General features: G+C 55.4%; 14 protein-coding genes and 2 pseudogenes. All 16 read left to right on the top strand.

Annotated elements, in window-relative coordinates:
- The first annotated feature begins 135 nt into the window (after positions 1-135).
- The 16 genes and pseudogenes from J4685_RS07035 (at position 136) to sinH (ending at position 24186) form a co-directional block, all read left to right on the top strand.
- Positions 136-5070, top strand: coding sequence for an alpha-2-macroglobulin family protein (locus J4685_RS07035; protein ID WP_000681875.1), 4935 nt, complete (start codon positions 136-138; stop codon positions 5068-5070).
- A complete protein-coding gene (gene pbpC, locus J4685_RS07030; protein WP_001014769.1) occupies positions 5071-7386 on the top strand; it encodes a peptidoglycan glycosyltransferase PbpC in 2316 nt (771 codons plus the stop codon).
- Positions 7387-7542: 156 nt separating this feature from the next.
- Positions 7543-9921: pseudogene (locus tag J4685_RS07025) on the top strand (DMSO/selenate family reductase complex A subunit).
- Entirely contained in the window at positions 9918-10547 is a 630-nt protein-coding gene (locus J4685_RS07020; protein WP_000077433.1) for a DMSO/selenate family reductase complex B subunit, read from the top strand. Before J4685_RS07025 ends, J4685_RS07020 begins: the two are co-directional and overlap by 4 nt.
- Complete coding sequence (locus tag J4685_RS07015; RefSeq protein ID WP_000544884.1) at positions 10540-11349, top strand: dimethyl sulfoxide reductase anchor subunit family protein; 810 nt, start codon at positions 10540-10542, stop codon at positions 11347-11349. Before J4685_RS07020 ends, J4685_RS07015 begins: the two co-directional genes overlap by 8 nt.
- Entirely contained in the window at positions 11349-12212 is an 864-nt protein-coding gene (locus J4685_RS07010) for a 4Fe-4S binding protein (protein WP_000247774.1), read from the top strand. Before J4685_RS07015 ends, J4685_RS07010 begins: the two co-directional genes overlap by 1 nt.
- Before the next feature lie 120 nt (positions 12213-12332).
- Positions 12333-12764, top strand: a complete 432-nt coding sequence (ndk, locus tag J4685_RS07005) for a nucleoside-diphosphate kinase (RefSeq protein ID WP_000963846.1) — start codon at positions 12333-12335, stop codon at positions 12762-12764.
- 206 nt (positions 12765-12970) lie between these two features.
- Positions 12971-14137: a bifunctional tRNA (adenosine(37)-C2)-methyltransferase TrmG/ribosomal RNA large subunit methyltransferase RlmN gene (locus J4685_RS07000; protein ID WP_000003206.1), complete on the top strand. Its 1167-nt coding sequence runs from the start codon at positions 12971-12973 to the stop codon at positions 14135-14137.
- Between the two features lie 291 nt (positions 14138-14428).
- The gene (rodZ, locus tag J4685_RS06995) at positions 14429-15433 is read left to right on the top strand and encodes a cytoskeleton protein RodZ (RefSeq protein WP_001090890.1); all 1005 of its coding nucleotides are present in this window, start codon (positions 14429-14431) and stop codon (positions 15431-15433) included.
- A gap of 26 nt (positions 15434-15459) precedes the next feature.
- Positions 15460-16578 carry a flavodoxin-dependent (E)-4-hydroxy-3-methylbut-2-enyl-diphosphate synthase gene (gene ispG, locus J4685_RS06990; protein ID WP_000551804.1) on the top strand — a complete coding sequence of 373 codons (1119 nt, stop codon included), beginning with the start codon at positions 15460-15462 and terminating at the stop codon, positions 16576-16578.
- 110 nt (positions 16579-16688) lie between these two features.
- Positions 16689-17963, top strand: coding sequence for a histidine--tRNA ligase (gene hisS, locus J4685_RS06985; RefSeq protein WP_001107148.1), 1275 nt, complete (start codon positions 16689-16691; stop codon positions 17961-17963).
- Positions 17964-17976: 13 nt separating this feature from the next.
- Positions 17977-18597: a YfgM family protein gene (locus tag J4685_RS06980; RefSeq protein ID WP_000409190.1), complete on the top strand. Its 621-nt coding sequence runs from the start codon at positions 17977-17979 to the stop codon at positions 18595-18597.
- Positions 18598-18607: 10 nt separating this feature from the next.
- A complete protein-coding gene (bamB, locus tag J4685_RS06975; RefSeq protein ID WP_001177072.1) occupies positions 18608-19786 on the top strand; it encodes an outer membrane protein assembly factor BamB in 1179 nt (392 codons plus the stop codon).
- A gap of 116 nt (positions 19787-19902) precedes the next feature.
- Positions 19903-21375, top strand: a complete 1473-nt coding sequence (gene der, locus J4685_RS06970; RefSeq protein ID WP_000249411.1) for a ribosome biogenesis GTPase Der — start codon at positions 19903-19905, stop codon at positions 21373-21375.
- 88 nt (positions 21376-21463) lie between these two features.
- The gene (locus J4685_RS06965) at positions 21464-21685 is read left to right on the top strand and encodes a zinc ribbon domain-containing protein (RefSeq protein WP_000402503.1); all 222 of its coding nucleotides are present in this window, start codon (positions 21464-21466) and stop codon (positions 21683-21685) included.
- A 345-nt stretch (positions 21686-22030) separates the two neighbouring features.
- Positions 22031-24186, top strand: a pseudogene (gene sinH / locus J4685_RS06960) (intimin-like inverse autotransporter SinH).
- Positions 24187-24220: the final 34 nt, after the last annotated feature.

Here is a 24220-nt window from a genome sequence, read left to right as displayed (position 1 = left end):
GTTTTGGCTGGCGAAACCACATTTCTGCGTAAAATTTTCGCATCATCACAGTAATACGGACTTACACAATAAAATTTCTCGCGCATAATATCTCATCAACCGTTGCTGACAGGCCGTTAAGGCCAGGGATGAAAGATGAAACATTTACGCGTGGTGGCCTGCATGATCATGCTGGCGCTGGCGGGATGCGATAACAACGATAAAACCGCCCCGACGACTAAAAGCGAAGCGCCAGCCGTAGCGCAGCCCTCGCCCGCGCAAGACCCGGCACAGCTACAAAAGCTGGCGCAGCAAAGCCAGGGCAAAGCGCTCACGCTATTAGACGCCTCCGAAGCGCAGCTCGACGGCGCGGCGACGCTGGTGCTGACGTTTTCAATTCCTTTAGATCCTGAACAGGATTTCTCCCGTGTGGTTCACGTGGTTGATAAGAAAAGCGGCAGCGTTGATGGCGCATGGGAGCTGGCGCCAAATTTAAAAGAGCTAAGGTTACGTCATCTGGAACCTGAGCGCGTGCTGGTGGTCACGGTTGATCCCGCCGTTAAAGCGCTGAATAACGCCACCTTCGGCAAGTCTTATGAAAAAACGATTACCACGCGTGATGTCCAGCCCAGCGTCGGCTTTGCCAGCCGGGGATCGCTGCTACCGGGGAAAATCGCGGAAGGACTGCCGGTCATGGCGCTTAACGTCAACCACGTTGATGTGAACTTTTTCCGCGTTAAGCCCGGATCGCTGGCGTCATTTGTCAGCCAGTGGGAGTACCGTAGTTCTCTCTCTAACTGGGAGTCCGGCCATCTGCTGAAAATGGCGGATCTGGTTTATACCGGTCGTTTTGATCTTAATCCGGCGCGCAATACGCGTGAGAAACTGCTGCTGCCATTAAGCGATATTAAGCCGCTGCAACAGGCGGGCGTATATGTGGCGGTAATGAATCAGGCTGGACACTACAACTATAGTAATGCCGCTACGTTGTTTACCCTTAGCGATATCGGCGTGTCCGCGCACCGTTACCATAATCGGCTGGATATCTTTACGCAAAGCCTGGAAAACGGCGCGGCGCAGTCGGGAATTGAGATCGTTCTTCTGAATGATAAAGGTCAGACGCTGGCGCAGGCGACGAGCGACGCGCAGGGACATGTGCAACTGGAGGCTGATAAAGCGGCGGCGCTATTACTGGCGCGTAAAGAGGAGCAGACCACGCTGCTCGATCTCACGCTTCCGGCTCTGGATCTGTCGGAATTTAATGTCGCTGGCGCGCCCGGCTACAGCAAGCAGTTCTTTATGTTCGGCCCGCGCGATCTCTACCGACCGGGCGAAACGGTTATCCTCAACGGATTACTGCGCGATAGCGACGGTAAAACGCTGCCCGATCAACCCGTTAAGCTGGAAGTGGTAAAACCAGATGGACAGGTGATGCGTACCGTTGTCAGCCAGCCGGAAAACGGGCTATACCGTTTGAATTATCCGCTGGATATCAACGCGCCGACCGGCTTGTGGCATGTCCGCGCCAACACCGGCGATAATTTGCTGCGGAGTTGGGATTTCCACGTGGAAGACTTTATGCCGGAGCGGATGGCGCTCAACCTGACGGCGCAAAAAACGCCGCTGGCGCCTGCGGATGAGGTGAAATTCTCCGTTGTCGGCTATTACTTGTATGGCGCCCCTGCTAACGGCAATACCCTGCAAGGGCAACTTTTCCTGCGTCCGCTGCGCGACGCTGTCGCGGCGTTGCCTGGCTTCCAGTTCGGCAATATTGCCGAAGAGAATCTTTCGCGCAGCCTGGACGAAGTTCAACTGACGTTGGATAAAGGCGGACGTGGTGAAGTGAGTGCTGCCAGCCAGTGGCAAGAAGCGCATTCGCCGCTGCAGGTAATTCTACAGGCCAGCCTGCTGGAGTCTGGCGGTCGTCCGGTCACTCGTCGCGTAGAGCAGGCGATTTGGCCTGCCGATACGTTACCGGGAATTCGTCCACAGTTCGCCGCCAAAGCGGTATACGACTACCGTACGGATACCACCGTTAATCAACCGATTGTCGACGAAGACAGCAACGCCGCATTCGATATTGTTTACGCCAACGCGCAGGGCGAGAAAAAAGCGGTGTCCGGTTTACAGGTGCGGCTCATCCGCGAGCGTCGCGACTATTACTGGAACTGGTCGGAAAGCGAAGGCTGGCAGTCGCAGTTTGATCAAAAAGATCTGGTGGAGGGCGAGCAGACGCTGAATCTGAACGCGGATGAAACCGGAAAAGTCAGCTTCCCGGTGGAATGGGGCGCGTACCGTCTGGAGGTCAAAGCGCCGAATGAGACGGTCAGCAGCGTTCGTTTCTGGGCCGGCTATAGCTGGCAGGATAACAGCGACGGTAGCGGCGCGGCGCGTCCGGATCGCGTCACCCTCAAACTGGATAAAGCGAATTATCGTCCAGGCGACACCATGAAATTGCATATCGCCGCGCCGGTCGCCGGTAAAGGTTATGCCATGGTGGAGTCCAGCGATGGTCCGCTGTGGTGGCAGGCGATCGACGTGCCGGCGCAGGGGCTGGAGCTCACGATTCCGGTGGATAAAACCTGGAATCGCCACGATCTCTATCTCAGTACGCTGGTGGTGCGTCCCGGCGATAAATCTCGTTCCGCGACGCCAAAACGCGCCGTGGGGTTACTACACCTACCGCTGGGGGATGAAAACCGCCGCCTCGATCTGGCGCTGGAAAGCCCGGCTAAAATGCGCCCGAATCAGCCGCTCACCGTCAGGGTGAAAGCCAGCGTTAAACACGGCGAAATGCCAAAACAGATCAACGTGCTGGTTTCCGCGGTCGATAGCGGCGTATTGAATATCACCGATTACGCGACGCCGGACCCGTGGCAGGCGTTCTTCGGTCAAAAACGCTACGGTGCGGATATCTACGATATTTACGGCCAGGTCATTGAAGGGCAGGGGCGGCTGGCGGCGTTGCGTTTTGGCGGCGATGGCGACGCCCTTAAGCGCGGCGGAAAACCGCCGGTAAACCATGTCAATATCATCGCGCAGCAGGCGCAGCCGATCACGCTCAATGAGCAGGGCGAAGGGGTCGTAACGCTGCCGATTGGCGACTTTAACGGCGAACTGCGGGTTATGGCGCAGGCATGGACAGCGGACGATTTTGGTCGCGGCGAAAGCAAAGTCGTTGTCGCCGCGCCAGTGATTGCCGAGCTGAATATGCCGCGTTTTCTGGCGGGAGGGGATGTTTCGCGACTGGTGCTGGATGTCACCAATCTGACCGAGCGTCCGCAGACGCTGAATATTGCGCTCGCCGCCAGTGGGTTACTGGAACTGCTTAGCCAGCAGCCGCAACTGGTCAACCTGGCGCCGGGCGTGCGCACCACCTTATTCGTTCCGGTACGCGCGTTGGAAGGTTTTGGCGAAGGCGAAATCCAGGCGACCATTAGCGGTCTGAATCTGCCGGGAGAAACCCTCGGCGCGCAGCATAAGCAGTGGCAAATCGGCGTGCGTCCGGCCTGGCCTGCCCAAACGGTAAATAGCGGCATTGCGCTGGCGCCGGGAGAGAGCTGGCATGTACCAGAGCAGCATCTGGCAAACGTCTCGCCAGCCACGTTGCAGGGACAACTGCTGTTAAGCGGAAAACCGCCGCTCAATCTGGCGCGCTACATTCGCGAGCTGAAAGCATATCCGTACGGGTGCCTGGAACAAACCGCCAGCGGGTTATTCCCGGCGCTGTACACCAATGCCGCTCAATTGCAGACGCTCGGTATTACCGGCGATAGCGATGAAAAACGGCGCGCCGCGGTGGATATCGGCATCTCCCGGATACTACAGATGCAGCGTGATAACGGCGGTTTTGCGCTATGGGATGAAAATGGGGCGGAAGAGCCCTGGCTAACGGCCTACGCGATGGATTTCCTCATTCGCGCGGGCGAGCAGGGATATAGCGTCCTGCCGGAGGCCATTAACCGGGGCAATGAGCGACTGCTGCGCTATCTGCAGGATCCCGGCACGATGCTGATTCGTTATAGCGATAATACCCAGGCCAGTACTTTTGCCGCTCAGGCTTACGCCGCGCTGGTACTGGCGCGTCAGCAGAAAGCGCCGCTCGGCGCGCTGCGCGAAATCTGGGAGCGCCGTAGTCAGGCGGCTTCAGGACTGCCGCTGATGCAATTGGGCATCGCGTTAAACACGATGGGCGATGCCAGACGTGGCGAAGAGGCCATTACGCTGGCTCTGAATACGCCGCGTCAGGACGAACGGCAATGGATAGCGGATTACGGTAGTTCTCTGCGCGATAACGCTCTGATGTTGTCGCTACTGGAAGAGAACAACCTCAGACCGGACGCGCAAAACGCGCTATTAAGCTCGCTTTCTGAGCAGGCCTTCGGTCAGCGCTGGCTCTCTACCCAGGAGAACAATGCCTTGTTCCTCGCCGCGCATTCGCGACAGGCCAGCGCGGGCGCCTGGCAGGCGCAGACCTCTTTAGAGGCGCAGCCGCTGGCGGGCGACAAGGCGCTGACCCGTAATCTGGATGCTGACCAGCTGGCCGCCCTTGAGGTGACGAACACCGGTAGCCAGCCGCTATGGCTGCGTCTGGATAGCAGCGGCTATCCCTCATCTGCGCCTGAGCCTGCCAGCAACGTTTTGCAGATTGAACGACAAATACTGGGGACCGATGGTCAGCGCAAATCGCTGTCCTCGTTGCGTAGCGGCGAACTGGTGCTGGTCTGGTTAACGGTAGTGGCCGATCGCAATGTGCCGGATGCGCTGGTGGTGGACCTGCTCCCGGCCGGGCTGGAGCTGGAAAACCAGAATCTGGCTGACAGCAGCGCCAGCCTGCCGGAAAGCGGTAGCGAAGTGCAAAATCTGCTTAATCAGATGCAGCAGGCGGATATTCAGTATATGGAATTCCGCGACGATCGATTTGTGGCTGCCGTCGTCGTCAATGAGGGCCAGCTCGTGACGCTGGTCTACCTGGCGCGCGCGGTAACGCCGGGGACGTACCAGCTTGCGCAACCGCAGGTGGAATCGATGTACGCGCCTCAGTGGCGGGCAACCGGCGCGAGCGAGGGGCTGCTGATTGTGACGCCTTAAATGAACGGTTGGCGTGGTAAACGTGGCCGCTGGCTGTGGCTGGCGGGCGCGCCGCTTTTTATTTTCCTGGCGTTATGGGCGGCGGATAAACTCTGGCCGCTGCCGCTCAATGAGGTCCATCCTGCGCGGGTCGTGGTAGCCCATGACGGTACGCCGCTGTGGCGCTTTGCCGACGCCGGGGGGATCTGGCGTTATCCGGTGACGATTGAAGAGGTCTCTCCCCGCTACCTGGAGGCCTTAATCAATTACGAAGATCGCTGGTTCTGGCGGCACCCTGGCGTTAACCCTTTCTCCGTCGCGCGCGCGGCATGGCAGGATCTTACCGCCGGGCGCGTTATTTCCGGCGGCAGTACGCTGACTATGCAGGTGGCGAGACTGCTGGACCCGCATTCGCGCACGTTCGGCGGTAAAATCCGCCAGCTTTGGCGCGCCCTCCAGCTTGAATGGCATTTGTCCAAGCGCGATATCCTGACGCTGTACCTGAACCGCGCGCCGTTCGGCGGCACGCTACAGGGTATTGGCGCTGCAAGCTGGGCCTACTTCGGCAAGCCGCCCGCGCGCCTGAGCTACGCTGACGCGGCGCTGCTGGCCGTATTGCCGCAGGCGCCGAGCCGGTTACGCCCCGACCGATGGCCTGCGAGAGCCGAAGCGGCACGGAATAAAGTGCTGGATCGGATGGCGGAGCAGGGCGTCTGGCCTGCCGAAACGGTACGCGAGTCGCGTGAAGAGCCGGTCTGGCTGGCGCCGCGTCAAATGCCGCAACTGGCGCCGCTTTTTGCCCGAATGATGTTGAGTAAAAGCCGGAGCGACAAAATTGTGACCACGCTGGACGCCGGGTTGCAGCGGCAACTGGAAGATCTGGCGCGGGCATGGAAAGGGCGGTTGCCTGCACGCAGTTCATTGGCGATGATCGTCGTCGATCATACCGATATGAGCGTGCGCGGCTGGGTAGGATCGGTAGACCTTAATGACGACAGCCGTTTTGGTCATGTCGACATGGTAACGGCGATCCGATCGCCGGGATCGGTACTCAAACCCTTTGTGTATGGTCTGGCGCTGGATGACGGCTTGATCCATCCCGCATCATTATTACAGGACGTTCCGCGCCGTACCGGAGATTACCGCCCGGGAAACTTCGACAGCGGATTTCACGGCCCGGTCAGCATGAGCGGCGCGCTGGTACGCTCGCTGAATCTGCCTGCCGTTCAGGTGCTTGAAGCCTATGGGCCGAAACGATTTGCGGCAAAACTGCGTAACGTCGGCCTGCCGCTATATTTGCCTGCTGGCGCGGCGCCCAATCTTTCACTGATTCTGGGCGGCGCGGGCGCGCGGCTTGACGAGATGGCGGCGGCATACAGCGCATTCGCTCGTCATGGGAAAGCGGCGAAACTACGGTTACAGCCGGACGATCCGCTGTCGGAAAGACCATTAATGTCGCCGGGAGCGGCGTGGATCATTCGACGGATTATGGCGGATGAAGCGCAACCCTTGCCGGATAACGCGCTGCCGCGCATTGTGCCGTTGGCGTGGAAAACCGGCACCAGCTACGGCTATCGCGATGCGTGGGCTATTGGCGTTAACGCGCGCTATATCATCGGCATCTGGACAGGCAGACCCGACGGCACGCCTGTGGTGGGGCAATTTGGTTTTGCCAGCGCGGTGCCATTGCTTAACCAGGTCAATAATCTGTTACTGGCGCATACGGGACGCCTGCCGGAAGATCCGCGTCCGCAGACGGTAAGCCGCGGCGTCATTTGCTGGCCGGGCGGACAGACTCTGCCTGCCGGAGACAGCAACTGTCGCCGCCGACTGGCGACATGGCTGCTTGACGACAGCCAGCCGCCCACGCTGCTGTTACCTGAGCAGGAAGACATCAACGGTATTCGTTTCCCGGTCTGGCTGGATGATACGGGGCGGCGTGTCGCTGCCGACTGTCCGCAGGCGCGTGCGCATACGTTTATCGTCTGGCCGCGGCCGCTGGAGCCGTGGCTGCCGCCTGCGGAAAGACGTAGCGCCCGCTTGCCCGCGGCGTCCGACCGCTGTCCGCCGCTACAGGGCAATGATGCCGCGCCGTTAATGCTGTCAGGAGTGAGAGATGGCGCGGTGATCAGGCAATTGCCAGGCCAGGAAAACGTCACGCTGCCCGTCTCGACTACCGGCGGTAAAGGGCGTCGCTGGCGGTTTTTAAATGGCAAACCTGTTAATGGCGAAAATAATCGCCTTTCTTTATTACTCAATATCGCTGGACGTTATCAACTTGTCGTAATGGATGAGTCCGGTCAGGTTGCAGCGGTTAATTTTGAATTAATACGTTAACAACTCTTCAGAATAAATTATGAATTTCATTTAATTTAAAGTTAATGAGAATTATTAATTTTTTCCAGAATTACCCTTAATGAGGGAGCTTGATAAATATCAAGAGATCTAACACTTAAAAACGTGAGAATGGGTTTTTATTTGACGAGTCGGATCATGAAAAATATAAAAAGCCAGGGAAATGGCGAACAGCCCGCTATTTCTCGCCGCCATTTTATCCAGGCCAGCTCCGCGCTTATTGCGTTACCGTTTGTCTCCTCGCCAGCTACCGCTCAGGCGCGCGCTGTGACGGCAACTGAAAACAGGCCTGCGGAAAAAGTCGTTCAGACATGCAGCACTTTTGACTGCGGGGGCAAATGCGATATTCGGGCGCATGTTAGTGACGGTATCGTGACGCGAATTTCAACGCGACCGGATAATGCGCTGGATGCGCAAATGCCGGTGATGCGTGCCTGTGTTCGTGGACGCGCATACCGTAAATTTGTTTATCATCCTGACAGACTTAAATATCCCATGAAGCGCGTAGGAAAACGCGGTGAAGGAAAATTCGAGCGAATTTCCTGGGATGAAGCGACAACCTTAATCGCCGATAATTTAAAATCGATTACTGAAAAATATGGCCCGGCTTCGCGCTATGTTCATGTTGGCACCGCCGTTTCCGGCGGCACCTTTTCCGGCGATAAAATGGCGCGTCGCCTGCTGAATCTGACCGGCGGCTATCTCGAAAGCTACCATTCTGTGAGTATGGGCAACACGGCGGCCGCGACGCCTTATACTTACGGCATTGCCGCCAGCGGCAGTTCCTGGATACACTTTTGGAGACCAAACTGGTGATTCTGTGGGGCCATAACCCGACGGAGACCATTTTTGGTCATACCAACTATTTCTTGCAGAAGATGAAGCAGAACGGTACGCGGTTTATCGTGGTCGATCCGCGCTATTCCGACACCGTTTCGTCGCTGGCGGATCAGTGGATCCCGCTGCTGCCCACCACCGACAATGCGCTGATGGACGCGATGATGTACGTCATCATCAGCGAGAATCTGCACGATCGCGCATTTATTGCGCGCTACGCTATCGGTTTTGATGAAGACTCAATGCCGGAAGGCGTACCGGCTAACGAATCGCTGGTGGCGTATCTGACCGGCGCCAAAGACGGTGTCGTTAAGTCCCCCGAGTGGGCGGAAAAGATCACCCATGTGCCCGGCGCAAACCATTCGCCAGTTAGCGCGTGATTACGCGAATACCAAACCCGCCGCGTTGATTCAGGGGTGGGGACCACAGCGCCACAACTGCGGCGAGCGCACCGCGCGCGGCTCGACCCTACTGGCGACCATTACCGGTAATGTCGGCATCAAAGGCGGTTGGGCTGCGGGTTACGGCGGCTGCGCTAACCGTAAATTCGCCGCGGGTCCGGAGATGCCGGATAACCCGGTAAAAGCCAAAATTTCGGCGATGAACTGGGTGCAGGCCGCAGACGACGCCAGCAAAGTGACGCCGGATATGGGGCTGAAAGATGCCGATAAGCTGGACAGTAACATCCGTATTCTGTTCTCGCTGGCCGGGAACTATCTGGCGAATCAGAACCCCGATCTGCACCAGGCGGTACGCGTACTGGAGGATGAATCAAAGATCCAGTTTATTGTCGCCAGCGATCTGTTTATGACGCCGAGCGCGAAATACGCTGATCTACTGCTGCCGGAAACCAGCTTTATGGAACGCTGGAACATCGGTGAAACCTGGGGCACGGCAAGCTACCTGATACTCTCTGAAAAACTGATTGAGCCTGAATTTGAGCGGCGCTCCGACTACGACTGGCTACGTGAGGTGGCGGCGAAATTAGGCATTGAGAATGAATTTAGCCAGGGGCGCGATGAGAAAGCGTGGATTGAACACATCTGGGAACAGACGCGTCTGGCGATGCCGGACGAAAATCTGCCGGATTTCGCCACGCTGCAAAAGACCCGTCAGCATCTGTTCAAAAGCGCGCCATTTATCGCCTTTGAAGACAATATTCGCGATCCGGACAATCATCCGTTCCCGACGCCGTCAGGGAAAATAGAGATCTTCTCGAAGCGCCTGTACGACATGCAGCATCCGGAAATCCCGGCGTTGTCGCACTACGTTCCCGCGCATGAAGGCCCGGAGGATGCGCTGGTGAAAGATTTTCCGCTCCAGTTAATTACGTGGAAAGGAAAAAACCGCGCCAACTCAACGCAATACGCTAACCCGTGGCTGATTGAAGTGCAGCAGCAGACATTGTGGATCAACCCGCAGGATGCGCAAACGCGCGGCATTACGCATGGCGACATGGTGCGTATTCATAACTCACGCGGGATTTGCGAAATCCCGGCGGAAGTGACGCCGCGCATTATTCCCGGCGTTGTCGCGATGCAGGCCGGCGCCTGGTGGCAGCCGGATGAGAACGGTATTGATAAAGGCGGCTGTGCGAACGTCCTCAGCTCGGCCCGTATTACCGCGCTGGCAAAGGGAAATTCACATCAAACCATGCTGGTGGAGGTGGCTAAAGCATGAGTCAGTTTACACATTACCCGCCGGTGAGCGATAAACAACTGGGATTTTTCATCGACTCCTCACGCTGCTCCGGTTGTAAAGCCTGCCAGGTGGCCTGCAAAGACAAAAACAATCTGGAAGTAGGCCGTCGTTTCCGCCGCGTCTATGAAGTCAAGGGCGGAAGTTTCATCCCGACCGGGCAGGGCGGGGTCAGCAATAACGTATTTGCTTATACGCTTTCCATTTCCTGCAACCACTGTGCGGACCCTGTCTGCACCAAAAATTGCCCGACTACCGCTATGCATAAACGCCCGGGCGACGGCATCGTGCGCGTTGATACCGACAAATGCGTCGGCTGTGGCTATTGCGCCTGGTCCTGCCCTTACGACGCGCCGCAGCTTAACGAGCAGACCAGCCAAATGTCCAAGTGCGACATGTGCGTTGATTTACTGGCGAAAGGTGAACTGCCCGTCTGCGTCGCGACCTGTCCGCTGGAGGCCATCAAGTTTGGCCCGATTGATGAACTGCGCGCGAAGTACGATAGCGTATGCGACGTTAACGGGCTGCCAGATTCATCCATAACCAAACCTAATCTGGTTGTCAAAGCGCATCAGGGCGCAGAAAAAGAGGGTAAACGCCATGCATGAGTTACCGCTGCTGATTTTTACGCTCTGTTTGCAAGGGTCTGTGGGTGTGACTCTGTGGCTGGCGTTGGGCCGCCAGTACGCCGTAGAGGGACGCGTGCCTGCACGTGGCGCGCTTCCCGCGATGGCGGGGGCGTTTGTACTGGCCTGCGTGGGGCTGCTTGCTTCAGCGCTGCACATGGGCTATCCCCTGAACGCGCTAAATGCGTTACGTCATGTCGCCAGTTCGTGGCTGAGTCGCGAAATCGTCTTTGCCAGCCTTTATCTGGCGGCGCTGGGACTGGGGGTTGTGCTGCTGTTTTTCCGAAAGCCAGGCTGGCAGCCGCTGCTGGCGCTGGCGGCAGCGTTCGGGCTGGTGGATGTATTCTGCATGGCGCAGGTTTATATCCATGCCTCGGTGGCGACCTGGCAGCATAGCAACACGCTGGCGCTGTTCTTTGGCACGTCAGGCATTATCGGCTCGGTAGTCATTGCGCTGGCTTATCTGCGCAACGCTGGCGCCGCAATGCGCTGCGCTGTGGTGGTGGTCGCACTGATGGTGTTGATTCGTCTGATCATGCAGCCGCTATGGCTGGCGGATATTAATGCGGTGGATACGACGGTCGTCACTTTCCCGCATCATCCGCTACAGGCGCTGGCGCAGTTGCGTGACGTCTATCTTCTCGGCTGGTGTGTCTCAGCGGCGGGAATGCTCTGCTTTGCCGCAGGCGGTCTGCGAAACGCCAGAGGGACTCTGATGGCGGGCAGCGTATTGCTGCTTCTCGGCGAGATTATGCTGCGCTACGTCTTCTTTAGTATTGGCTGATGGTTAACCTGACGATCGATCCGGCGGTAGACGTGACGCAGGCCTGCGTCCGTCGTCGTTTTCGTTTTTCTTCCTGCCGCGCTTGCGCCGATGTTTGTCCGGCGCAGGCGTTTTCGCTGGCGCAGGGGCAGGTCAGCATAGATACGACGCGCTGCATAGCCTGTGGCGACTGTCTGTTTGTCTGTCCTGTTGACGCCATTACCGATATCAAACCGGTTAAACGCTTTGTGCAGGGGGATACGTTGGTGGGGCCGTTTTCGCTACAGGCGCCAACGGTCGATGAACTGCTTCTCTGGCACAGCCAGTACGGTATTCGCTTTATTGATATTGCGGTGGAGCGATCGGCGCAGTGGCTGATGGCGTTGGCGGGGCTAAATTTAGCGCTGCGCCGCTACGGCGAGCCGGGCTGGTCTTTCAAACACGTTGTCGGCGCGGAAATTAATGCCTCGCGGCGCACTCTGTTTCATGTTCCGCGCGACGCCATTACCCCGTGCGCCGTCGAGCCGGGGAAACGGCGTCTCAGACAGGCGTTTTCCGCGTTCAGCGAATGCGTACCCGAAATCAGTCCGCAAGAGTGCAGGATGTGCGGCGCCTGCTGGCGAAGCTGCCCGGAAAACGTTATCCAGTTTGACGACGACACGCTGACGATAGCGGCGGCGCATTGTACGGGATGCGGCGGCTGTGCGGCGGTATGTCCGCATCAGGCATTGCGGTTACGGTTTGACGTGGAACCCGCCCCAACGCGGCATAGTGCGGCGTATACGCTCACCTGCGAAAGCTGCAAACGTACTTTCCATGCTCTCACGCCTGAACACACGCACTGCGTGCTGTGTCAGTCCGCTGAGTTTGCTGTGCGCCTTTAACTTTTGTTGCTAATGCTCATTTTATTTTAAAAAAATGTTACCTATATCCATAGGCAATTGATGGGATGCTCTTTATAATCCGCGCCTGACATAACAACAGAACATATTTCAGAGGTAAACATGGCTATTGAACGGACTTTTTCCATCATTAAACCCAACGCGGTGGCAAAAAACGTTATTGGCAGCATCTTTGCGCGCTTTGAAGCTGCAGGGTTCAAAATTGTTGGCACTAAAATGCTGCACCTGACCGTTGAGCAGGCGCGCGGCTTCTATGCTGAGCACGACGGCAAACCGTTCTTTGACGGTCTGGTGGAGTTCATGACCTCTGGCCCTATCGTGGTATCCGTGCTGGAAAGTGAAAATGCGGTACAGCGTCACCGCGATCTGCTTGGCGCCACCAATCCGGCGAACGCGTTGGCGGGTACGCTGCGCGCCGACTACGCTGATAGCTTAACTGAAAACGGCACCCACGGTTCGGATTCGCTGGAATCCGCGCAGCGCGAAATCGCCTTTTTCTTCGGTGAAGGCGAAGTGTGCCCACGCACCCGTTAATCTCCTTCGTCTTTCACGCTGTAAATGCGTTGGCGATAAATTATCGGTTCAAATATTATTTTTGCTAATGCCGCGTGCAGACGTGGCATCCTTACGCCAGAATTTGTACAATGCAGCGCCCCCGGACGAGCAGTAAGCTTACCGGGGCGTTTCTTTTTTCAACCCTCCAGGGGCCATAACGTGTAATAACGAGGCCGGAATAGCATATGTCTGAACAAATTGTCACACCTGAAAGCAGTACCCCGGTAGTTCTTAACAACGAAACAAAAATCAACCTGCTGGATCTAAACCGTCAGCAGATGCGCGAGTTTTTTAAAAACTTAGGTGAAAAACCTTTCCGCGCCGATCAGGTGATGAAATGGATGTATCACTATTGCTGCGATAATTTTGATGAGATGACCGACATCAACAAAGTGTTGCGCGGCAAATTAAAAGAGGTCGCGGAAATTCGCGCGCCGGAGGTCGTTGAAGAGCAGCGTTCTTCAGACGGCACCATCAAGTGGGCGATTGCTGTCGGCGATCAGCGCGTTGAAACGGTCTACATCCCGGAGGACGACCGCGCTACGCTGTGTGTTTCTTCACAGGTAGGATGCGCGCTGGAGTGCAAGTTTTGTTCAACTGCGCAGCAGGGCTTTAACCGCAACCTGCGCGTATCGGAAATTATCGGTCAGGTCTGGCGTGCGGCGAAAATCGTCGGCGCGGCCAAAGTCACCGGCCAGCGTCCGATCACCAACGTGGTCATGATGGGGATGGGCGAGCCATTGCTTAACCTGACCAATGTCGTACCGGCGATGGAAATTATGCTCGATGACTTTGGTTTCGGCCTGTCCAAACGTCGTGTCACGCTCTCAACGTCCGGCGTAGTGCCTGCGCTGGATAAACTGGGCGATATGATTGACGTTGCGCTGGCAATCTCGCTCCATGCACCGAATGACACTATTCGCGACGAAATCGTCCCGATCAACAAAAAATATAATATCGAAACGTTCCTGGGCGCGGTTCGCCGCTATCTGGAGAAATCCAACGCCAATCAGGGGCGCGTGACGATTGAATACGTGATGCTTGACCACGTCAACGACGGCACTGAACACGCGCATCAACTGGCGGAGCTATTAAAAGAGACGCCTTGTAAGATTAATCTGATTCCGTGGAACCCGTTCCCTGGCGCGCCGTATGGCCGCAGCTCTAACAGCCGTATCGATCGTTTTTCTAAAGTTTTGATGAGTTATGGTTTCACGACCATCGTACGCAAGACGCGTGGCGATGACATTGATGCGGCATGCGGACAGTTGGCAGGCGATGTGATTGACCGTACTAAACGTACCCTGCGTAAGCGTATGCAGGGAGAGGTGATTGACATCAAGGCTATTTGATAGCAGTTGTGCCACTGGGCATTCATTATACCGTGGCGCAATGTCAGTTGAATAATGTCTGGCGTTGTACTTGTCTGGTCAATAATAACGGTGCGTTTTTGTCGACTTTAAGGCAGTATGTAATGGTGCAACAAGAGTTTAGCCTTGTGTCTTAGCGGTTTTGTCATCTGCGGCCTGACAGGCTTATACTGTCTGACTAAGGTTAACTAACCTGATGTTTCGCGGTGTGGGCGGGCATTACGGCTCGTCGGCGCCTGAATCCTAATTTACACGTACCTGTAGCTGTAGCGAATGAATACTGAAGCCACGCACGACCAAAATGAAGCACAAACCACCGGCGTTCGTCTGCGCAATGCCCGTGAACAACTCGGACTCAGCCAGCAGGCTGTCGCTGAGCGACTTTGCCTGAAGGTTTCTACGGTACGCGATATTGAAGAAGATAAGGCGCCGTCCGATCTTGCTTCAACCTTCCTGCGCGGATATATCCGCTCATATGCGCGTCTGGTGCATGTTCCAGAAGAGGAACTGCTGCCGGGGCTGGAAAAACAAGCTCCGCTGCGCGCCGCTAAAGTCGCCCCGATGCAGAGTTTCTCATTAGGAAAGCGTCGTAAAAAACGCGACGGCTGGTTAATGTCTTTTACCTGGCTGGTACTGTTTGTGGTCGTAGGGCTGACCGGCGCCTGGTGGTGGCAGAACCATAAGGCGCAGCAGGAAGAGATCACGACAATGGCCGATCAAAGCACGGCTGAACTGAACGCAGATAAAGACAGCGGCCAAAGCGTACCGCTGGACACCGGTGCCGCGACAAGCCAGGATACGACGCCAGCGCAAACGGCTCCGGCTCCTGCGACGCCGGTTGATTCGACGGCAGCGACGCAAACGCCAGCGCCAACGGCGGCGGCGACGCAAAATACGGTAGTCGCGCCTTCGCAGGCGAATGTCGATACGGCTGCGACATCTGCCGCGCCAGCGGCAACGGAAACGCCGTCCGCGCTGCCGACCAGTCAGGCTGGCGTAGCGGCGCCTGCTGCCGATCCGAACGCGCTGGTGATGAATTTTACCGCTGACTGTTGGCTCGAAGTCACTGACGCCACGGGTAAAAAACTGTTTAGCGGTATGCAGCGTAAAGATGGCAATTTAAACCTAACCGGTCAGGCGCCTTATAAACTTAAAATTGGCGCGCCGGCCGCGGTGCAGATCCAGTATCAAGGAAAACCTGTCGATCTGAGCCGCTTTATCAGAACTAATCAGGTTGCGCGTCTGACCCTTAATGCCGAACCGACACCGGCGCAGTAACAGACGGGTAACGCGGGAGATTTTTCATGCATAACCAGGCTCCGATTCAACGTAGAAAATCGACACGTATTTACGTTGGGAATGTGCCGATTGGCGATGGCGCCCCTATCGCCGTCCAGTCGATGACTAACACGCGTACCACTGACGTGGAAGCGACGGTTAATCAGATCAAAGCGCTGGAGCGCGTTGGCGCAGATATTGTTCGTGTTTCTGTACCGACCATGGACGCCGCCGAAGCGTTCAAGCTTATCAAACAGCAGGTTAACGTCCCGCTGGTTGCCGATATTCACTTCGACTACCGCATTGCGCTGAAAGTAGCGGAATACGGCGTTGACTGCTTGCGTATCAACCCCGGCAATATCGGTAACGAAGAACGTATTCGCATGGTGGTGGACTGCGCGCGCGACAAAAACATCCCTATCCGTATCGGCGTAAATGCCGGATCGCTGGAAAAAGATCTGCAGGAAAAATACGGTGAGCCGACGCCGCAGGCGCTGCTGGAATCAGCCATGCGCCATGTGGATCATCTCGATCGTCTCAACTTTGATCAGTTCAAAGTGAGCGTAAAAGCATCCGATGTATTCCTTGCCGTTGAGTCTTATCGTTTGTTGGCTAAACAGATCGATCAGCCGCTGCATCTGGGGATCACCGAAGCGGGCGGCGCGCGTAGCGGGGCGGTTAAGTCGGCGATCGGTTTAGGTCTGCTGTTATCGGAAGGCATCGGCGACACGCTGCGCGTATCGTTGGCGGCCGACCCGGTGGAAGAGATCAAAGTCGGTTTCGATATCCTGAAGTCGCTGCGCATTCGCGCGCGCGGCATCAATTTCATCGCCTGCCCGACCTGTTCTCGTCAGGAGTTCGACGTTATAGGCACGGTGAACGCGCTGGAGCAGCGTCTGGAAGATATCATCACCCCGATGGACGTCTCGATCATCGGTTGCGTAGTGAACGGGCCGGGCGAAGCGCTGGTATCGACGCTGGGTGTGACGGGCGGCAATAAGAAAAGCGGCCTGTATGAAGACGGCGTGCGTAAGGACAGACTCGATAACGACGATATGATCGCGCAGCTTGAATCCCGTATTCGCGCGAAAGCAAGTCAACTTGATGAAGCGCGTCGGATTGACGTGCTGCAGGTTGAAAAATAAGAACGTGATGGGAAGCGGCGCGCTTCCCGTGTATGATTGAACCCGCATGGCTCCCGGTTCGTTCGGGGAAGCGCTGAGGGTTCATTTTTATATTCAGAAAGAGAATAAACGTGGCAAAAAACATTCAAGCCATTCGCGGCATGAACGATTATCTGCCTGGCGAAACCGCCATCTGGCAGCGCATTGAAGGCACACTCAAAAACGTGCTCGGCAGCTACGGTTACAGTGAAATCCGCTTGCCGATTGTAGAGCAGACCCCGTTATTCAAACGCGCGATCGGTGAAGTTACTGACGTGGTTGAAAAAGAGATGTACACCTTTGAGGATCGCAACGGCGATAGCCTGACATTGCGCCCTGAAGGTACGGCGGGCTGTGTACGCGCCGGCATCGAACATGGTCTCCTGTACAATCAGGAACAGCGTTTGTGGTATATCGGGCCGATGTTCCGTCATGAGCGTCCGCAAAAAGGCCGCTACCGTCAGTTCCATCAGCTAGGCGCCGAAGTCTTTGGCTTACAAGGCCCGGATATCGACGCGGAACTGATTATGCTGACCGCACGCTGGTGGCGCGCGCTGGGCATCTCTGAACACGTTAGCCTGGAGCTGAACTCTATTGGTTCCTTAGAGGCGCGTGCGAACTATCGCGATGCGCTGGTCGCGTTCCTCGAACAGCATCAAGAGACGCTGGACGAAGACTGCAAACGCCGCATGTATACCAATCCGCTGCGCGTGCTGGATTCAAAAAATCCGGACGTGCAGGCGCTGCTCAACGACGCGCCTGTTCTCGGCGACTATCTTGATGACGATTCACGCGAGCACTTTACCGGTCTGTGTAAATTGCTGGACGCGGCGGGGATTGCCTACACCGTCAACCAGCGTCTGGTACGCGGTCTGGATTACTACAACCGCACTGTATTTGAATGGGTAACAAACAGTCTGGGGTCACAGGGTACCGTCTGTGCGGGTGGTCGTTATGATGGTCTGGTGGAACAACTGGGCGGTCGCGCTACCCCGGCAGTGGGCTTTGCGATGGGCCTGGAACGACTTGTTTTGTTAGTTCAGGCAGTTAATCCGGAATTTATTGCCTCTCCTGTTGTCGATATATACCTGGTAGCTGCCGGCGCACAAACGCAGTCTGCGGCAATGACGCTGGCGGAGCGGCTGCGCGATGAAATGCCAGGCGTGAAGCTAATGACAAACCACGGCGGCGGCAACTTTAAGAAACAGTTTGCCCGCGCCGATAAGTGGGGCGCCCGTATTGCACTGGTTCTTGGCGAATCTGAAGTCGCCGATGGGACTGTTGTAGTGAAGGATTTGCGCTCCGGTGAGCAAACGGCAGTGGCGCAGGACAGCGTCGCCGCGCATTTGCGCACTTTATTGGGCTAAGGAGAAGGACAGCGTGGAAATTTACGAGAACGAACACGACCAGGTGGATGCGATTAAACGCTTCTTTGCCGAAAACGGCAAAGCGCTGGCTGTCGGAGTGATTTTAGGGGTTGGCGCGCTGGTTGGCTGGCGTTACTGGAGCAGCCATCAGACGGAGTCCGCGCGTGCTGCTTCTCTGGCGTATCAAAATGCGGTGACGGCGGTAAGCGCCGATAAGCCGGATAGCATTCCCGCCGCTGAAAAATTCGCGGCTGAGAATAAAAACACCTATGGTGCGCTGGCGTCTATGGAACTGGCGCAGCAGTTTGTGGATAAGAATGAACTTAAAAAAGCCGAAGCCCAGTTGCAGCAGGGGTTGGCGGCCACCAGCGATGAAAATCTCAAAGCGGTGATTAATCTGCGTCTCGCTCGCGTTCAGTTGCAGCTCAAGCAAGCTGACGCTGCGCTGAAAACTCTGGATGCCGTTAAAGGCGAAGGATGGACGGCCATTGTCGCTGATTTGCGCGGCGAAGCGTTGCTGAGTAAGGGTGATAAAAAAGGCGCGCGCAGCGCATGGGAAGCGGGCGTCAATAGCGATGCTTCTCCGGCGTTGAGCGAAATGATGCAGATGAAAATCAATAATTTGTCCATCTGAGAGGGACCCGATGCAATTGCGTAAATTACTTCTGCCAGGGTTGCTTTCCGTTACCCTGCTCAGCGGCTGTTCACTGTTTAGCGGTGAAGAAGATGTCGTCAAGATGTCTCCATTACCGCAGGTTGAAAACCAGTTTACCCCGACCACGGTCTGGAGCACCTCTGTCGGTAACGGAATTGGTGAATTTTATTCTAACCTTCATCCGGTAATGGCAGATAACGTGGTCTATGCAGCCGATCGCGCGGGCGTGGTAAAAGCGCTCAATGCGGATGATGGCAAAGAGATCTGGTCTGTGAATCTGGGCGAGAAAGACGGCTGGTTCTCTCGTTCGTCCGCGCTGTTGTCCGGCGGCGTCACTGTCGCGGGCGGTCACGTCTATATCGGCAGTGAAAAGGCCGAGGTTTATGCGCTGAATACCAGCGACGGTACCACAGCATGGCAGACGAAGGTCGCAGGCGAAGCGTTGTCTCGTCCGGTTGTCAGTGATGGAATTGTCCTTATCCATACCAGCAACGGTCAGTTGCAGGCGCTAAATCAGGCGGATGGCGCAATTAAATGGACGGTGAACCTGGATATGCCTTCGCTGTCGCTGCGCGGCGAATCTGCGCCGGCAACCGCGTTCGGCGCGGCTATCGTTGGTGGTGATAATGGCCGCGTCAGCGCCGTGCTGATGCAACAAGGGCAGATGATTTGGCAGCAGCGTATCTCCCAGGCCACTGGCCCAACGGAAATTGACCGTCTGAGCGACGTTGATACCACGCCGGTTGTGGTAAACGGCGTTGTTTACGCGTTGGCGTATAATGGTAACTTAACGGCGCTGGATCTGCGCAGTGGTCAGATTATGTGGAAACGCGAGCTGGGTTCGGTCAATGACTTTATCGTCGACGGCGACCGTATCTACCTGGTCGATCAGAACGATCGCGTGCTGGCGCTGACCACTGACGGCGGCGTAACGCTGTGGACGCAAAGCGATCTGCTGCACCGTTTGCTGACCTCCCCGGTTCTGTATAATGGTGATTTAGTCGTCGGCGATAGTGAAGGTTATCTGCACTGGATTAATGTTGATGACGGGCGTTTTGTGGCCCAACAAAAAGTAGACAGTTCCGGTTTTCTGACCGAACCGACGGTGGCGGATGGTAAACTGCTCATCCAGGCCAAAGACGGTACGGTCTACGCGATTACGCGTTAATCGTCACGGTTGTGCGTTTTAAAAAACGGCTCCTGGTGTAGGGGCCGTTTTCCTGTTTTTAACAATGGCGCAAAATGCGCGCGTTGTCTGATGATTTTTTTAATGAGGCTTTAAACATGGTACCTGTGGTCGCGCTTGTCGGGCGCCCTAACGTCGGAAAATCCACGCTATTTAACCGTCTGACCCGCACCCGAGATGCGCTGGTTGCGGATTTCCCGGGTCTGACTCGTGACCGTAAGTACGGTCGTGCGGAGGTTGAAGGCCGCGAGTTTATCTGTATCGACACCGGCGGTATTGACGGCACCGAAGACGGCGTCGAAACGCGGATGGCGGAACAGTCGCTGCTGGCGATTGAAGAAGCGGATGTGGTGTTATTCATGGTTGATGCGCGCGCTGGCCTGATGCCGGCGGATGAAGCGATTGCCAAACATCTGCGTTCCCGTGAAAAACCGACCTTCCTGGTGGCGAATAAAACGGATGGTCTCGATCCCGATCAGGCGGTTGTCGATTTTTACTCGCTGGGATTAGGCGAAATTTACCCTATCGCCGCCTCACATGGTCGCGGCGTATTGAGCCTGCTGGAACATGTGCTTCTGCCGTGGATGGATGATGTCGCGCCGCAGGAAGAGGTGGATGAAGACGCAGAATACTGGGCGCAGTTCGAGGCGGAACAAAATGGCGAAGAAGCGCCGGAAGATGATTTTGACCCGCAAAGCCTGCCGATAAAGCTGGCGATTGTTGGTCGCCCGAACGTAGGTAAGTCCACACTCACTAACCGTATTCTCGGTGAAGAGCGCGTGGTGGTATACGACATGCCGGGCACCACTCGCGACAGTATTTATATCCCGATGGAACGCGACGAACGGGAATATGTGCTGATTGACACGGCGGGGGTGCGTAAGCGCGGAAAAATCACCGATGCGGTAGAAAAGTTCTCGGTGATTAAAACGTTGCAGGCGATTGAAGACGCTAACGTCGTACTGTTGGTTATCGATGCGCGCGAGGGGATCTCTGACCAGGATTTGTCTCTGCTGGGCTTTATCCTCAATAGTGGGCGCTCACTCGTTATCGTAGTCAACAAATGGGATGGCCTGAGCCAGGAAGTCAAAGAGCAGGTGAAAGAGACGCTGGATTTCCGTCTGGGCTTTATTGATTTTGCCCGCGTGCACTTTATCTCTGCGCTGCACGGCAGCGGTGTCGGGAACCTGTTTGAGTCCGTACGCGAGGCTTACGACAGTTCCACTCGCCGGGTGAGCACTGCGATGCTGACCCGTATCATGACGATGGCGGTGGAAGATCATCAGCCGCCGCTGGTGCGCGGTCGCCGTGTGAAGCTGAAATATGCCCACGCTGGCGGCTATAACCCGCCGATTGTGGTTATTCACGGCAACCAGGTAAAAGATCTGCCAGACTCCTATAAGCGCTATCTGATGAACTACTTCCGCAAGTCGTTGGAAGTGATGGGTACGCCGATTCGCATTCAGTTTAAAGAAGGGGAGAACCCGTATGCGAACAAGCGTAACACACTGACGCCAACGCAAATGCGCAAACGTAAGCGTCTGATGAAGCATATCAAGAAAAGCAAGTAATGCTTTTTCAGTAATATTCCAGGCCTGATAAGCGCAGCGCTATCAGGCCTTTCAAGTAAAAGCGAGTCACGCGCCTGAGGAGAATGTTATGGAAATAATCTGCCCTGTTTGCCATCACGCGCTGGAGCGCAATGGCGATACAGCCCATTGCGAGACATGCGCTAAGGATTTCTCGTTACAGGCACTTTGTCCTGACTGCCGCCAGCCGTTACAGGTTTTGAAAGCCTGCGGCGCAGTGGACTATTTTTGCCAGAACGGTCATGGTTTAATTTCAAAAAAACGGGTTAATTTCGTCATTTCCGATCAATAAAACCGCTGTCGACGTTGCGCCGCAGAGCAGAGGCGCCGACGTCTTATCCGGCTAAGGGCAAAAGAGTTATTCGATACTCCCGTAATATCAGCATAGTATCCTGCCCGGCGGTTATTTTATTCTTTTTATTGATTCAACTATTTATAGGGAATATTATTCCCGAAAATCAATATTAAAAATAAATAACATCTTTCTTTTTATTTATTATATCAATATTATAAGTCTGTTTCATATTAAACTTTTCTTTTTAGGAATATATTTAGGCCTGTTAGTTATGATTCCCTATGAATCATCCATATAATATCGTCTCATAGCAGCGTGTTTATTTAACAACAGGGATATCATATGGTGCGAAGGATTCGCATTCTGGTTTTGCTATTAGTGTCTGGAGTATCAGTTGCGGCTTCCGGCGCAGGTAACTCTGTACCTGCAAACGATGAAAGCCACTCCTCCCTGCCTGATTTAGCCAGCGAATCCGCGAAAAAAGAAGAACAGGAAAATAAAGGAAAGTCCTTTAAAGAACAGGGCGCTGACTACTTTATTAATTCCGCCACCCAGGGCTTTGATAATCTCACCCCGGAAGCGCTGGAATCCCAGGCGCGTAGCTATTTGCAAAACCAAATCACTTCATCAGCACAGTCATATCTTGAAGGCGTAATGTCACCTTATGGCAAGATCCGTACCAGCCTCTCCGTAGGCGAAGGCGGCGATCTGGACGGCAGTTCGCTGGATTATTTCGTTCCCTGGTATGATAACGAAAAAACCTTACTTTTTAGCCAACTCTCAGCCCAACGTAAAGAAGACCGCACCATTGGTAACTTTGGGCTTGGCGTGCGCCAGAACGTCGGCAACTGGCTGCTTGGCGGCAACGCATTCTATGACTACGATTTTACGCGCGGTCACCGTCGACTAGGTCTGGGAACCGAAGCCTGGACGGATTACCTGAAATTCTCCGGCAACTATTACCATCCTCTTTCTGACTGGAAGGATTCCGAAGATTTCGACTTTTATGAAGAACGACCTGCGCGCGGTTGGGATATCCGCATGGAAAGCTGGCTGCCCTTTTATCCGCAGCTTGGCGCTAAATTAGTTTACGAACAGTACTACGGCGATGAAGTGGCGCTGTTTGGCACCGATAATCTGCAAAAAGATCCTCATGCCGTTACCTTGGGGCTGGAATATACGCCGGTACTGGCGATAATAACGATTTTAGCGTTAAAGCGACTGTGAACTACCAGATAGGAACGCCGCTGGCGGCGCAACTCGATCCGGAAAACGTTAAAATCCAGCACTCTTTAATGGGCAGCCGCACCGATTTTGTCGATCGTAACAATTTCATCATTCTCGAATACCGCGAGAAAGATCCGCTGGACGTCACGTTGTGGCTGAAGGCCGACGCCACCGACGAACACCCGGAATGCGTGATTGAAGATACGCCTGAGGCCGCGGTGGGGCTGGAGAAATGTAAGTGGACGGTCAACGCGCTGATTAACCATCATTACAAAATTATTTCTGCTTCCTGGCAGGCGAAAAACAACGCCGCCCGTACTCTGGTGATGCCGGTGGTAAAAGCAGATGCGCTGACCGAAGGCAACAATAACAGCTGGAATCTGGTGCTTCCTGCCTGGGTTAACGCCGATGCCGAAGAGCAGCGCACCGCCCTGAACACCTGGAAAGTACGCATGATGCTGGAAGACGAAAAGGGCAATAAGCAGAACTCCGGTGTGGTGGAAATCACCGTTCAGCAGGATCGCAAAATTGAGCTGATCGTCGACAACATTGCCGATACCGATCGTAGCGATCACAGCCATGAAGCCAGCGCGCTGGCCGATGGCGAAGACGGCGTGGTGATGGATCTCCTGATCACCGACTCCTTTGGCGACTCCACGGATCGCAATGGTAACGAACTGGTGGACGATGCCATGACGCCCGTGTTGTACGACAGCAATGATAAAAAAGTCACCCTGGCCCAGACGCCCTGCACCACGGAAACCCCCTGCGTGTTTATTGCCAGCCGTGACAAAGAAGCGGGGACGGTGACGCTTTCCAGCACCCTGCCGGGCACTTTCCGCTGGAAGGCGAAAGAAGACGCCTATGGCGACAGTAACTACGTTGATGTCACTTTTATCGGCGACAACCTGAGTGCGCTGAATGCGGTGATTTATCAGGTCAAAGCCGCCAACCCTGTCAACCTGATCGGCAAAGAAGATAAACATCCTACGGTTAATAACACCTACCGTTTCCTGCTGTGGCGCGACAAAAATAAAGACGGCGTATTCCAGATGTCCGAGCAGCTCACGGAAGAATAGATGGCGTTGTACGACTACCAGTGGGAGTTTACCGGACAGAGTACAAACGGACATACCGGCGCGCTGGCCAACACCATAAATGAAGATCTTGTTCTGCCAGTAACCAATAAAGAGGCGGCGCAGAAGTTTGCCGCCAATGTGGAAGATGGCGTTCAGGGTTACGGCATACGCGTTACGTATAGTCAGAAATAGCGTCAGCGTTGTGGCTGACCAGCCAGCCGCTGAA

The organism is Salmonella sp. 32100201201700099SM, assembly GCF_017572645.1.
GTDB lineage: Bacteria > Pseudomonadota > Gammaproteobacteria > Enterobacterales > Enterobacteriaceae > Salmonella > Salmonella enterica.
The sequence above is the reverse complement of the archived record's forward strand: the minus strand, read 5'-3'. Positions and strand labels throughout refer to the sequence as shown.